Below are 12,414 nucleotides of genomic sequence, written 5' to 3' on the forward strand. Positions count from 1 at the left end.
CCTGATATTATGGGCTATTTTTAGCCTGTCATGGGTTGCCAGTCCCAATAACAGGCAATAAATTTCTGTGGGGTTATTTTCAATGCCGACCTTTTGCGACACCCTCTTTACGGCGGGGAGCAGTCACGCTAAGAAAAGGTACCAATTTATTGCATGTTAACCGGGATGATATGACACATTTTTCTTCTGTTGTTGAATTACAGAATATTGCTGAATTACAGGGTTTAGTTGCTGATCTGGCAATGTTTACACAAAAACTATCCCAATTCAGGCAGCGGCTTAACTTGGATTTTGATAAATATCAGGCCGATCATATCTCTTTACGCTGTCACGATATGGACGTAGCGGAGCGTTGGCGTAAAGGTTTTTTACAGTGTGGGAGTTTGATGTCGGAAAGTATTATTAATGGGCGTCCAATCTGTCTGTTTGATTTGGCACAGCCAATAACGGTGCTTAACTGGCAGATTGATTGTGTTGAATTGCCATACCCCGGTAAGAAAGCTTATGCACATCAGGGATGGGAGCATGTAGAGCTGGTGCTGCCTGTGGCGCCGGAAATGTTGTTGGCAGAAGCAAGGGCATTATTACCGCAGCCTTTGCCGACCGGTTTTTCTGTTAAAGAGAGTCAGCCCAAAGGGGAGCAGGAGCGGCTGCCTAATCCTACCTTAGCAATCACTGATGGTGAGATCACAGTCAAATTTCACCCATTTACATTGCGTGATATTGTTAAAAGTGAGCACCAGTCAGCAAAATTAACTTTTCCATCCTTGTGATCCAGATAAAAATTCTGACCTTGTGATTTCCTACAAATCATTGGGAATAATTAAATGTCATAGTTAGTGAGTTGAGTTACTGAATCGTTTAGGTTCATTAATTGCTCGTTATTGACTGGGTGTTCAAGGAACTTCTGATGACAAAGTTAGAAATTTGTTGTTTTAGCGTAGGTTGCGCATTAATCGCACAACAGGCTGGGGCTGACCGGATAGAGTTGTGCGCCAGTCCGACGGAAGGAGGATTAACACCGAGTTTTGGTACATTGAAGCAGGCTATTGAGCAATTAACGATTCCTGTACATCCAATTGTACGTCCAAGAGGCGGTGATTTTTGTTACAGCTATTCAGATTTTGAGGTGATGAAAAATGATGTTGCTCAGATCCGTGATATGGGATTTATGGGCATCGTTTTTGGTGTGTTGGATGAAGAAGGACATATTGATTTGCCGCGGATGCAACAATTGATGGCGTTGTCCGGCGATATGGCGGTCACGTTTCACCGCGCGTTTGATATGTGTTTTAATCCTAATGTGGCATTGGATCAACTGACTCAGCTTGGTGTTAAGCGAATATTGACTTCCGGTCAGCAACAGAATGCTGAATTGGGATTGCCCTTATTGAAAGAACTTCATCAGGCCAGTCAGGGGCCAATTATTATGGCGGGCGCGGGTGTCCGTCTGAGTAATATTCATAAATTTATTGATATAGGGCTAACGGAAGTTCACAGTTCTGCCAGTCGGGTGATGCCTTCCACCATGACCTACCGCAAAGCGGGGGTGACAATGAGTTCTGACAATGAAGTGGATGAGTTTTCACATTACTGCGTTGATGGTGGTGTGGTAGAGGTCATGAAAGGGATCCTGAGTCTGACCTTGTTTGAATAAATTCTGTTGTTAAGCCAATTTCGAACTGGCCCTGCTGGGCCAGATTTCAAATTATCAGGGCTTACGGGCAATCAGTACGGCACGCAGCGGGGCTGGATAGCCCTCGATGGTTTTACCACTATCCTCAGGATCGAGAAAATCAGATAACGATTCTGTTTTCATCCAGTCTGTACGGCGCTGTTCTTCCGTGGTAGTTATGGCATGATCGACAATCCTGACATCAACAAAACCGCACTTTTCCAGCCAGACTTTTAGCATTTTCGCTGATGGGATGAAATAAACATTACGCATCTGGGCATAGCGCTCGCCAGGGATTAGGCAAGTGTGTTCATCACCCTCAGTAACCAAACTTTCCAGCACCAATTCGCCATCGGATACCAGTTGGTTTTTTAACTGCCAAAGATGGTCGAGTGGGGAACGACGGTGATAGAGGACGCCCATTGAAAAAACGGTATCAAAAGCGGCCAGTGCCGGTAATTGTTCGATTCCCAGAGGTAAAAGATGAGCACGTTGATCGCTGCCAAGCAACTTTCTGACGGCTTCAAACTGGCAAAGAAAAAGCTGAGTCGGATCGATACCAACCGCAAGTTCAGCCCCTTCACCGACCATCCGCCACAGGTGATAGCCGCTGCCACAGCCAACATCAAGAATTGTCCGGCCCGCTAAGGGAGAAATATGGGGCAGTACCCGATCCCATTTCCAATCTGAACGCCATTCAGTATCGATATTCACATTATAAAGAGAGAATGGCCCTTTGCGCCATGGCATAAATACTCTCAATATATTGGTAATACAGACTTTTTCACCCGTGGATAGCGGTGGATCCCGTTCTGCAATCACACCATTTTTCAGATCTAATTTGGTCGGCGAAATTTTGGGTAGGTTTTCCAGAGTCTTGATCCACGATTTAAAATTGCCATGCAGGGCGGCTTTTTGCCATTCATCCAGTTGAACCGGAAGACAATGAAGCCAGTGTTGGAGGTTGCTCCTGGCGATAAGCTGATAAAAATTACCGAAATCGATCATTTATCAGCTCCTTTTATCGCCAATAATGAGCCGAAATTGAAACACTGAAACCAGACTTCAACATGTTCAAAACCAGACTGATGGAGGCGGGATTTATGTGTTTCGATGGAATCCGTCAGCATCACATTTTCAAGCATGCTGCGTTTCTGGCTGATTTCCAGTTCGCTGTAGCCGTTAGCACGCTTAAAATCATGGTGCATATTAAACAGCAACTCACCAATCTGTTGATCTTCAAAACTGAATTTCTCGGATAAAACTAACACACCACCTGGACGTAATCCCTGATAAATCCGGTTAAGTAAACCTTGCCTATCTTGCGGGTTGAGAAATTGTAAGGTGAAATTCAGCACAACCATTGAGGCATTCTGAATGTCAATGTCGAGAATATCAGCTTCAATAACGTCAACCGGTGTGTGCGCCCGGAATGCATCAATATGGCGACGACAGCGTTCTACCATGGCCGGAGAATTATCAACGGCGATGATCTTGCAATTTTCAGCCATAATATTGCGGCGCATCGCCAGGGTTGATGCGCCAAGAGAACAACCCAGGTCATAAATTTGACTGTTTGATGTCACGAAACGACTGACCAGCATACCAATCATGGAAACAATATTTGAATAACCTGGCACAGAGCGTTGGATCATATCAGGGAAAACTTCTGCAACCCGTTCATCGAAACGCCAGTCACCTAGATTGGCAATGGGAGCGGCAAACAGGCTATCCCTTTGATTGTGAGGATCTTGATTTGACATAACAGCATTGATTATTAGAAAAAATAGAAGGCGACATTCTAACAGATGTAAAGCTTGACCTTGAACCAATTTTCTCTGTATTAAAAAGCACCTTTAAATGACCTATTGTTTGCTTACATAAAAGAATGAGGTGGTGTATGGCATATCAGATCTTAACAAATGTAGTAGCAAATATTACCGATTTGAAACGTAACCCAATGGGGACATATTTGCAGGGGATGGAACAGCTACGGTTGGAATTAATAGGCAGCGGAACTCGCTGCCTGTTTGTTTCAGTGGCGGCAATATCAGACATAAAGAGAAAATATCTGTTCCCAGGGCAGGTAGTAAATATTGGCAATCACCATCAATACCATGGAGAGATAGGTTGCTACCATGCCTGAACGTCGCCAGCGGAACTCACGGTGGTACAGGCCATAATAATGTAACAACCTGCCAGTGAGCAGGATCAAACCACAGACATGTATCATCCAGACATTCGAGCCGTTCATCTCCATCATCACCAGTAATAACATAGAGATGGGAATATATTCCACAGCATTGCCGTGAATACGGATAGCGGTTTGCAATTCGTAAAAACCACCATCTCCATATGAAACCCGATATTGCGTTCTTAGTTTAACCACATCAAAAGACAGCTTAATCAATAATAGTGCGCCCAACACAACATAAAGCGAGCTAACCATTTTTAACTCCATTGCCTAACCGAAATTGGCCAATTAGGTTATGATAAACCTCAAAAATAAAACTGTCGCTATAAAAAACAGGAATTGAAAATAAATTGTCTGATTATCAGACATCAAGGCAATTGTATTATCCAGGATATTGCCTACCCTTATCTCTGAGCAGAATTTCTATTATAATGGTGGCCTTTTTTGACAGTTCTGAACTTTTCGTATTTAAAAAAGTTCAAGAACGATGCCAAAATTTCCGCAGCGAAAGCACAACAGCCGAGTAAAAGGATATTGTATGCGTACTGATTATTGTGGGCAGTTGAATCTGACCCATGAAGGCCAGAAAGTGACTCTTTGTGGTTGGGTAAACCGCCGCCGTGATCTGGGTGGCCTGATTTTTATTGATATGCGTGATCGTGAAGGTATCGTTCAGGTATTTTTTGATCCGGATCAGCAAGCAGCGTTTTCTTTGGCTTCTGAGCTGCGTAATGAATTCTGTATTCAAATCACCGGTACTGTACGCGCGCGTCCTGACAGTCAAATCAATAAAGATATGGCTACCGGTGAAATCGAGGTTTTTGCGGAAAGTCTGAATATTATCAACCGCTCTGAATCTTTGCCTTTGGATAGCAACCAGACGAACAGTGAAGAGCAGCGTCTGAAATATCGCTATATTGATCTGCGCCGTCCTGAAATGGCAAATCGCCTGAAAACACGCGCTAAAATTACCAGCTTTGTCCGCCGTTTTATGGATGGTGAGGATTTCCTGGATATTGAAACGCCGATGCTGACTAAAGCCACACCAGAAGGTGCCCGTGATTATTTAGTGCCGAGCCGCGTTCATAAAGGCAAATTTTATGCATTGCCTCAATCCCCGCAGTTATTTAAGCAATTGCTGATGATGTCCGGTTTTGATCGTTATTATCAGATTGTGAAATGCTTTCGTGATGAAGATTTGCGTGCGGACCGCCAGCCAGAATTCACTCAGATCGACGTGGAAACGTCCTTTATGACTGCCGAGCAGGTAAGGGGAATGATGGAAACGATGATCCGCGAATTGTGGCTGGAAATTAAAGGTGTTGATCTCGGGCATTTCCCGGTCATGACTTTTGCTGAGGCCATGCGCCGTTTCGGTTCTGATAAACCTGATTTACGTAACCCACTGGAACTGGTCGATGTCGCTGATCTGGTCAAGAATGTGGAGTTCAGTGTTTTTGCTGAACCGGCGAATGACAGTAAAGGCCGCGTAGCGGTTATCCGCGTTCCGGGTGGGGCTGAACTGAGCCGTAAACAAATTGATGAATATGGCAAATTTGTTGGGATTTACGGCGCCAAAGGGTTGGCGTGGATAAAAGTCAATAATCGTGGTGCGGGTCTGGAAGGGGTACAAAGCCCGGTGGCGAAGTTCCTGAATGCAGAAGTGATTGAAGGTCTGCTTTCCCGTACCGGTGCGCAGGATGGCGATATTCTGTTCTTCGGTGCCGGCAGTATCAAAGTGGTCACTGATGCCTTGGGAGCACTTCGTCTGAAATTAGGTCGCGATTTGAACCTGACGCAACTGAATAGCTGGCAACCGCTGTGGGTTATCGATTTCCCAATGTTCGAAAATGATGATGAAGGCGGTTTGAGTGCAATGCACCATCCGTTTACTTCACCGCGTGATATGTCAGCGGAAGCGTTGGCGCAAAATCCGCTTTCAGCCATTGCCAATGCTTACGATATGGTGATTAATGGCTATGAAGTGGGTGGGGGATCAGTGCGTATTCACCGTAACGACATGCAACAAGCGGTGTTCCGCATTTTGGGAATTAATGAGCAGGAGCAGCAGGAAAAATTTGGTTTCTTGCTGGATGCGCTGAAGTTTGGGACGCCACCCCATGCAGGCCTGGCATTCGGTCTTGACCGTCTGGTGATGTTGCTGACAGGGACCGATAACATCCGTGATGTTATCGCGTTCCCTAAAACCACCGCTGCTGCTTGTCTGATGACCGAAGCGCCAAGTTATGCAAATCTGGCCGCGCTTGAAGATCTGTCAATTTCGGTTGTGGCCCGGAAAGAGAGTGAATAATGGCTTATAAGCGCCCTGAATCTGTTCTGGTTGTTATTTATGCGTTTTCCAGCAGACGGGTGCTGATGCTACAGCGGCGGGATGATCCTGATTTTTGGCAATCTGTGACGGGTAGCCTTGACGGGGACGAAACGCCGCGTGAGACAGCATTGCGTGAAGTGCAAGAAGAAGTCGGTATTGATATCATCGGTGAAAATCTTGAACTGATAAATTGCCGGCGCTCGCTTTATTATGAGATTTTTACCCATTTGCGTCATCGTTATGCTCCGGGAGTAACCCGTAATAAAGAGTACTGGTTCTGTCTGGCATTGCCTCAAGAGCGAGAACTCCTGTTGACTGAACACCAGGCTTACCAGTGGCTGGATGCGGATAAAGCGGCAAAGCTCACTAAGTCATGGAGTAATCGGCAGGCAATTGAAGAATTTGTGATTAATTAAGTTAATTAGATGTTTTATCGGAGAACCTTATGGCAGGTCATAGTAAATGGGCCAATACCAAGCACCGCAAAGCGGCACAGGATGCGAAACGCGGTAAAATTTTCACCAAAATTATTCGGGAGCTGGTAACGGCTGCCCGTTTGGGTGGTGGTGATCCGGCAGCTAACCCACGTCTGCGGGCGGCGGTTGATAAAGCGCTGTCCAACAACATGACCCGCGATACCTTGAACCGGGCTATTGCCCGTGGTGTTGGCAACGATGATGCTGACAACATGGAAACCATCATTTATGAAGGTTATGGTCCGGGGGGTACCGCGGTAATGGTTGAATGTCTGAGTGATAACCGTAACCGTACGGTTTCTGATGTTCGTCATGCTTTCACTAAAACCGGCGGTAATCTGGGTACGGATGGCTCTGTTGCTTATCTGTTCACCAAGAAAGGCGTAATTTCTTATGCGCCGGGATTGGATGAAGATGCTGTTATGGAAGCGGCGTTGGAAGCAGGGGCTGATGATGTGGAAACCTATGATGATGGCGCTATTGATGTCTACACCTCACCAGAAACGTTTGGTGACGTGAAAGATGCATTGGATGCTGCCGGTTTTGTTGCCGAATCAGCAGAAGTTTCGATGATCCCTTCCACTAAAGCTGAATTGGATGCGGAAACCGCGCCTAAGTTACTGCGTCTTATCGATATGCTGGAAGATTCAGACGACGTACAAGAGGTTTACCATAACGGTGAAATCTCTGATGAAGTTGCAGCTCTGCTGTAATTTCAATCGGGTTGTATAGCGTAGAGAAAGTGCACTGGGGGTTCAGGGCACTTTCTCTAACGTTTTTATTCCCCCTTATTGAAAGATGATCATAAAGGCGAATAAACAGATATGGCGATTATCTTAGGTATCGACCCAGGCTCCCGTGTCACTGGCTATGGTGTGATCCGCCAGCAGGGGCGCCATTTGATCTACCTTGGCAGTGGCTGTATCCGGACAAAAGTTGATGATCTGCCTAACCGGTTACAGCGCATTTATGCCGGTATCCTTGAAATTATTACGCAATTCCAACCGGATGCTTTTGCTATTGAGCAGGTGTTTATGGCGAAAAACCCGGATTCAGCGCTGAAATTAGGGCAAGCGCGTGGCGTTGCTATTCTGGCTGCGGTAAATCAATCTGTACCGGTTTTTGAATATGCTGCCCGGCAGGTTAAACAGACAGTTGTCGGCACTGGGGCGGCTGAAAAAAGTCAGGTTCAGCATATGGTGCGTTCTATGCTGAAATTGTCTGCTAATCCGCAATCTGATGCGGCAGATGCGTTGGCAATTGCGATAACCCATTGCCACTTTAATCAGAATCTTTTGCGTGTCGGTGATCCCAGATTAATGCTGGCGCGAGGACGTTTAAAATAACGGCTGGATATGCATCCAGCTTTTTTTATGTTATAAGCATTAGCAGAATAATCAGTTTTATTTGCAGGGGGTAAACAAGTGATAGGGCGTCTCAGAGGAATTGTGCTGGAAAAACAACCACCGTTGGTTTTGCTGGAAACGAATGGCGTGGGTTATGAAGTTTATATGCCAATGACCTGTTTTTATGAATTGCCTGAGACCGGACAGGAAACTGTTCTGTTTACTCACTTTGTGGTGCGTGAAGATGCGCAATTACTTTATGGTTTTAATGATAAACAGGAGCGGGCGCTGTTCCGTGAACTGATTAAAGTGAATGGCGTCGGCCCTAAACTAGCGCTGGCTATTCTTTCGGGTATGTCTGCGCAGCAATTTGTTTCTGCGATTGAGAAAGAGGCGATTGCTTCTCTGGTTAAATTGCCGGGTGTGGGTAAAAAAACGGCTGAACGGCTGGTGGTTGAAATGAAAGATCGTTTTAAAGGGCTTAATGGCGATCTGTTTAATCAGAGCAGTGATATTAATCTGCCGGCAACCGCCAAACAGACAACTTCTGATGCTGATATCGAAGCGGAAGCCGCCGCCGCGTTAGTCTCTCTGGGTTATAAGCTGCAAGAGGCCAGCCGAATGATCAGTAAAGTCGCTAAACCGGGAGCTGATTGTGAAACACTTATCCGCGAAGCACTTCGTGCCGCTCTTTAATCACAGGGGTATACCATGATTGAAGCTGACCGTCTGGTTTCCGCGGAAGTTTTACAAGATGATGAAGCCATTGACCGCGCAATCAGACCCAAATTACTGTCTGAATATGTCGGGCAGCCGCAGGTCTGTGAGCAGATGGAGATTTTTATTCAGGCGGCCAGACAGCGTGGTGATGCCCTTGACCATCTGCTGATTTTTGGCCCGCCCGGGTTGGGGAAAACAACCCTGGCGAATATTGTTGCCAATGAGATGGGGGTAAATCTTCGCACAACGTCTGGCCCGGTCTTGGAAAAGGCGGGGGATTTGGCGGCAATGCTGACAAATCTTGAACCGCACGATGTTTTGTTTATCGACGAAATTCACCGTTTATCGCCGGTGGTGGAAGAGATTCTCTATCCGGCAATGGAAGACTATCAGCTGGATATTATGATTGGCGAGGGGCCGGCAGCCCGTTCGATCAAAATTGATTTGCCGCCTTTTACCCTGATTGGCGCTACCACGCGTGCAGGCTCCCTGACTTCTCCACTGCGTGATCGTTTCGGTATTGTGCAGCGCCTTGAATTTTATAATGTGGATGATTTGCAAAGTATCGTCTCCCGCAGCGCCCGTTATATGGGGGTGGATATTACTAATGATGGTGCGCGGCAGATTGCCATGCGTTCCCGTGGAACGCCGCGTATTACCAACCGTTTACTGCGTCGGGTGCGTGATTTTGCTCAGGTGAAAGGGAATGGTGGGATTGATAGTGAAATTGCTACCAAGGCGCTGGATATGCTGAGTGTGGATTCTGCCGGTTTTGATTATCTGGATCGTAAGTTATTGATTGCCATCATTGATAAATTTATGGGCGGGCCTGTGGGGGTGGATAACCTTGCCGCCGCCATCGGTGAGGAGCGGGAAACGATTGAGGATGTGCTGGAGCCATTCCTGATCCAGCAAGGTTTTATTCAACGGACTTCCCGTGGACGAATCGCCACCGATCATGCTTATCGCCATTTTGGTATGGTCAGAGATTAGGCACAATCAGTTTGCAGTGTGAGCTAATTGGGATGGGGCTCCGTCAAGGGAACCCTATCCCGGGTTTTCTTCATTGGTAATTGAGCGTAGCAACTCAGTGAATCAACTTCTTGCCTTACTGAGTAGGCTGATAATAAATAGCACCGCAGCGCACAGAACAACAGAAGGCCCGGCTGGCGTGTCATAAAAGGCGGAAAAAGCTAATCCGCCGGTGACAGCGAGCATACCAACGATAATGGCAATACCGGCCATTTGTTCCGGTGTACGGGCAAAACGGCGAGCGGTGGCAGCGGGAATAATCAGCAGAGAAGTGATAATCAGAGCGCCGACAAACTTCATTGCCAGGCCAATTGTCAAGGCTGTTACCAGCATTAACAGCACTCTCAACCGCTGGATTTTAATGCCATCCACAAACGCCATTTCTTGGCTGACTGTCATAGAAAGCAGGGCGTTCCATTGCCGGAACAGCAGTGTAGTAACAATAGCGACACCGATTGCAATCAGCCAGATATCTTCATAAGTGACTGACAGTAAGTCACCAAACAGATAAGCCATTAAATCAACCCGCACATTGGACATTAAACTGACAACCACCAAGCCTAATGATAAGGCGCTGTGAGCCATAATCCCCAATAAAGTATCAATGGCCAGTTGCGGTCGTTTTTCCAGCCAGACCAGCATGATTGCCAATATCAACGTGACCGCGATAACCGCGTAAAAAGGGCTGATATTGAGTAATAATCCGAAAGCGACGCCCAATAATGACGCATGAGCCAGAGTATCGCCAAAATAGGACATTCTGCGCCAGACAACAAATGATCCTAATGGTCCGGCAGCAATCGCCAATAATATGCCAACCAACCAACCGGGGAGTAATAATTCAATCATCACTGGCATTCCCTGTTATTTTTCAAGATAATTTTTCCTTTCAGATCATGATGGTGATTATGTTGATGCCGATATATTGCTAATTGCCCGGTGCCATGATGACCAAACATAGCGATAAATTCAGGGTGAGTTGAAACAACTTCCGGTGTACCCGAACAGCAAATATGTTGATTAAGGCATAAAACTTCGTCTGTTTTCGCCATCACCAAATGCAAATCATGGGATACCATCAGTACAGCACAATGTAATTCAGTTCTGATTTGATTAATTAAATCATACAGTGCTAACTGACCATTAACATCAACGCCTTGTGTCGGTTCATCAAGCACCAGCAATTGGGGTTGATTTAATAGCGCTCTGGCTAATAAAACCCGTTGGTTTTCTCCGCCGGATAATTTTTGCATCGGTTGCTGCAAGAGGTGAGCCGCGTTAACCCGTTCAAGCGTCGGCAATATATCGGCGGATTTTACGCCAGGTTTCAGCATCATAAAGCGTTTGACTGTCAGTGGCAGGGTAGGATCAAGATGCAACTTCTGTGGAACATAGCCGATTCTCAGTCCATCGGTATGCTCAATCGTGCCGGATGACGGCTCAATAAGCCCCAAAACAACACGGACTAATGTTGACTTACCGGCACCATTGGGACCCAGCAACGTCAGGATATTCCCTTGTTGCAAGCTAAGAGAAATATTGTTTAATACCTGACGGTTGCCGAAGGTAACTGCAACATTTTTTAAAGTGATGAGTGTCGACATGCTAAATATATCTTGCGTGAACATTGAGATGTTATAATATAACAATTCTTGCTTCTGTCCACGAGATATTTACATTATGTTGCACAAATCATATAAATTGGCGCAGAAATTTTTCTGCAAAGCTGCAATTGCCACTGTTTTTATGTCAGGAACAATACCATCGGCTAATGCTGATGTGGTGACATCAATTCGTCCGTTGGGTTTTATTGCTGCGGCAATAACTGAGGGTGTTACTGATACGCAGGTATTGTTGCCTGATGGCGCTTCACCACATGATTATGCATTGAAACCGTCTGATCTTAAGAAGATTAATCAGGCAGATTTATTTGTGTGGGTTGGTCCTGATATGGAAATCTTTTTGTCTAAACCGTTAACCAAAGTGCCACAAGATAAACAGCTGGTATTAGCGCAATTGCCGGCGATTAAACCACTATTGCTAAAGAATGATGAAGATTTACAGGAATCGAATCATCATAACCATGAAGAGAACCATGAACATCATTCTCATGGTGAATATAATATGCACATTTGGTTGTCGCCAGAAATAGCGAAACAGGCTGCTCAGGGGATCCATGACCAATTATTAGCGCGTTATCCGCAGAAAAAAGCGGCACTGGACGTAAACCTACGTAAATTCAACGTTCATCTTGCGCAAACTGACAAAAATATTGCTAATATTCTTCAGCTGGCGCGCGGTAGGGGGTATTTTGTTTTTCACGACGCCTATGGCTATTTCGAACAGCATTATGGCTTGACCCCGTTAGGGCATTTTACGATTAACCCTGAAATACAGCCCGGCGCGCAAAAATTACATCATATACGAACACAATTGGTTGAGCAGAAGGCAACCTGCATTTTTGCTGAACCGCAATTCAGGCCGACCGTTATTAATGCGGTAGCGAAGAATACGGGGGTGCGTATGGGCACTTTAGACCCGTTAGGAGGCCGCATCGTATTGGATAAGGACAGCTATATGAAATTTATAACTCAGTTGTCGGAACAATACGCGAGTTGCCTGAATTAAAGTAATAAGGA

Annotated in this window: 14 protein-coding genes; 9 read left to right on the forward strand and 5 right to left on the reverse strand. The window is 45.8% G+C overall.

Going from position 1 to position 12,414, the window contains the following annotated elements; translation table 11 throughout:
• Nucleotides 1-170: 170 nt before the first annotated feature.
• Both C5470_RS13895 and cutC read left to right on the forward strand, forming a co-directional pair.
• Nucleotides 171-773, forward strand: a complete 603-nt coding sequence (locus tag C5470_RS13895; protein WP_166290084.1) for a VOC family protein — start codon at nt 171-173, stop codon at nt 771-773.
• A 137-nt stretch (nt 774-910) separates the two neighbouring features.
• Nucleotides 911-1,657 carry a copper homeostasis protein CutC gene (gene cutC, locus C5470_RS13900; RefSeq protein ID WP_166290087.1) on the forward strand — a complete coding sequence of 249 codons (747 nt, stop codon included), beginning with the start codon at nt 911-913 and terminating at the stop codon, nt 1,655-1,657.
• 54 nt (nt 1,658-1,711) lie between these two features.
• On the opposite strand, the gene cmoB is transcribed toward cutC, so the two are convergent.
• From cmoB to C5470_RS13915, 3 genes are all read right to left on the reverse strand, one after another.
• Nucleotides 1,712-2,683, reverse strand: a complete 972-nt coding sequence (cmoB, locus tag C5470_RS13905; protein WP_166290090.1) for a tRNA 5-methoxyuridine(34)/uridine 5-oxyacetic acid(34) synthase CmoB — start codon at nt 2,681-2,683, stop codon at nt 1,712-1,714.
• Nucleotides 2,680-3,438, reverse strand: coding sequence for a carboxy-S-adenosyl-L-methionine synthase CmoA (cmoA, locus tag C5470_RS13910; protein ID WP_166290093.1), 759 nt, complete (start codon nt 3,436-3,438; stop codon nt 2,680-2,682). The genes cmoB and cmoA overlap by 4 nt, the downstream gene beginning before the upstream one ends.
• Nucleotides 3,439-3,725: 287 nt before the next feature.
• A complete protein-coding gene (locus tag C5470_RS13915) occupies nt 3,726-4,124 on the reverse strand; it encodes an MAPEG family protein (RefSeq protein WP_036847536.1) in 399 nt (132 codons plus the stop codon).
• Between the two features lie 283 nt (nt 4,125-4,407).
• Here C5470_RS13915 and aspS point away from each other — a divergent pair, with 283 nt between their 5' ends.
• From aspS to ruvB, 6 genes are all read left to right on the forward strand, one after another.
• Nucleotides 4,408-6,180, forward strand: coding sequence for an aspartate--tRNA ligase (gene aspS, locus C5470_RS13920; protein ID WP_166290096.1), 1,773 nt, complete (start codon nt 4,408-4,410; stop codon nt 6,178-6,180).
• Nucleotides 6,180-6,617 carry a dihydroneopterin triphosphate diphosphatase gene (nudB, locus tag C5470_RS13925; protein WP_036847532.1) on the forward strand — a complete coding sequence of 146 codons (438 nt, stop codon included), beginning with the start codon at nt 6,180-6,182 and terminating at the stop codon, nt 6,615-6,617. The genes aspS and nudB overlap by 1 nt, the downstream gene beginning before the upstream one ends.
• Nucleotides 6,618-6,646: 29 nt before the next feature.
• Nucleotides 6,647-7,390, forward strand: a complete 744-nt coding sequence (locus C5470_RS13930) for a YebC/PmpR family DNA-binding transcriptional regulator (protein WP_036847529.1) — start codon at nt 6,647-6,649, stop codon at nt 7,388-7,390.
• Between the two features lie 111 nt (nt 7,391-7,501).
• A complete protein-coding gene (gene ruvC, locus C5470_RS13935) occupies nt 7,502-8,023 on the forward strand; it encodes a crossover junction endodeoxyribonuclease RuvC (protein ID WP_132354909.1) in 522 nt (173 codons plus the stop codon).
• 78 nt (nt 8,024-8,101) lie between these two features.
• Nucleotides 8,102-8,719, forward strand: coding sequence for a Holliday junction branch migration protein RuvA (ruvA, locus tag C5470_RS13940; RefSeq protein WP_036847524.1), 618 nt, complete (start codon nt 8,102-8,104; stop codon nt 8,717-8,719).
• A 15-nt stretch (nt 8,720-8,734) separates the two neighbouring features.
• Nucleotides 8,735-9,736: a Holliday junction branch migration DNA helicase RuvB gene (gene ruvB / locus C5470_RS13945; RefSeq protein ID WP_152962150.1), complete on the forward strand. Its 1,002-nt coding sequence runs from the start codon at nt 8,735-8,737 to the stop codon at nt 9,734-9,736.
• Nucleotides 9,737-9,838: 102 nt separating this feature from the next.
• On the opposite strand, the gene znuB is transcribed toward ruvB, so the two are convergent.
• The gene (znuB, locus tag C5470_RS13950) at nt 9,839-10,624 is read right to left on the reverse strand and encodes a zinc ABC transporter permease subunit ZnuB (protein WP_166290196.1); all 786 of its coding nucleotides are present in this window, start codon (nt 10,622-10,624) and stop codon (nt 9,839-9,841) included.
• Nucleotides 10,624-11,379, reverse strand: a complete 756-nt coding sequence (gene znuC / locus C5470_RS13955) for a zinc ABC transporter ATP-binding protein ZnuC (RefSeq protein WP_166290099.1) — start codon at nt 11,377-11,379, stop codon at nt 10,624-10,626. The genes znuB and znuC overlap by 1 nt, the downstream gene beginning before the upstream one ends.
• A 76-nt stretch (nt 11,380-11,455) precedes the next feature.
• On the opposite strand from znuC, the gene znuA reads away from it, so the two are divergent.
• Entirely contained in the window at nt 11,456-12,403 is a 948-nt protein-coding gene (gene znuA / locus C5470_RS13960; RefSeq protein ID WP_166290101.1) for a zinc ABC transporter substrate-binding protein ZnuA, read from the forward strand.
• The last annotated feature ends 11 nt before the right edge of the window (nt 12,404-12,414 follow it).

This window comes from Photorhabdus stackebrandtii (genome assembly GCF_011189495.1).
GTDB classification, from domain to species: Bacteria; Pseudomonadota; Gammaproteobacteria; order Enterobacterales; family Enterobacteriaceae; genus Photorhabdus; species Photorhabdus khanii.

What these genes read in the sequence shown, in the direction of transcription:
- C5470_RS13895 (WP_166290084.1), top strand. Translation starts at nt 171, where the DNA reads ATGACACATTTTTCTTCTGTTGTTGAATTACAGAATATTGCTGAATTA.
- cutC (WP_166290087.1), top strand. Translation starts at nt 911, where the DNA reads ATGACAAAGTTAGAAATTTGTTGTTTTAGCGTAGGTTGCGCATTAATC.
- cmoB (WP_166290090.1), bottom strand. Translation starts at nt 2,683, where the DNA reads ATGATCGATTTCGGTAATTTTTATCAGCTTATCGCCAGGAGCAACCTC.
- cmoA (WP_166290093.1), bottom strand. Translation starts at nt 3,438, where the DNA reads ATGTCAAATCAAGATCCTCACAATCAAAGGGATAGCCTGTTTGCCGCT.
- C5470_RS13915 (WP_036847536.1), bottom strand. Translation starts at nt 4,124, where the DNA reads ATGGTTAGCTCGCTTTATGTTGTGTTGGGCGCACTATTATTGATTAAG.
- aspS (WP_166290096.1), top strand. Translation starts at nt 4,408, where the DNA reads ATGCGTACTGATTATTGTGGGCAGTTGAATCTGACCCATGAAGGCCAG.
- nudB (WP_036847532.1), top strand. Translation starts at nt 6,180, where the DNA reads ATGGCTTATAAGCGCCCTGAATCTGTTCTGGTTGTTATTTATGCGTTT.
- C5470_RS13930 (WP_036847529.1), top strand. Translation starts at nt 6,647, where the DNA reads ATGGCAGGTCATAGTAAATGGGCCAATACCAAGCACCGCAAAGCGGCA.
- ruvC (WP_132354909.1), top strand. Translation starts at nt 7,502, where the DNA reads ATGGCGATTATCTTAGGTATCGACCCAGGCTCCCGTGTCACTGGCTAT.
- ruvB (WP_152962150.1), top strand. Translation starts at nt 8,735, where the DNA reads ATGATTGAAGCTGACCGTCTGGTTTCCGCGGAAGTTTTACAAGATGAT.
- znuB (WP_166290196.1), bottom strand. Translation starts at nt 10,624, where the DNA reads ATGATTGAATTATTACTCCCCGGTTGGTTGGTTGGCATATTATTGGCG.
- znuC (WP_166290099.1), bottom strand. Translation starts at nt 11,379, where the DNA reads ATGTCGACACTCATCACTTTAAAAAATGTTGCAGTTACCTTCGGCAAC.
- znuA (WP_166290101.1), top strand. Translation starts at nt 11,456, where the DNA reads ATGTTGCACAAATCATATAAATTGGCGCAGAAATTTTTCTGCAAAGCT.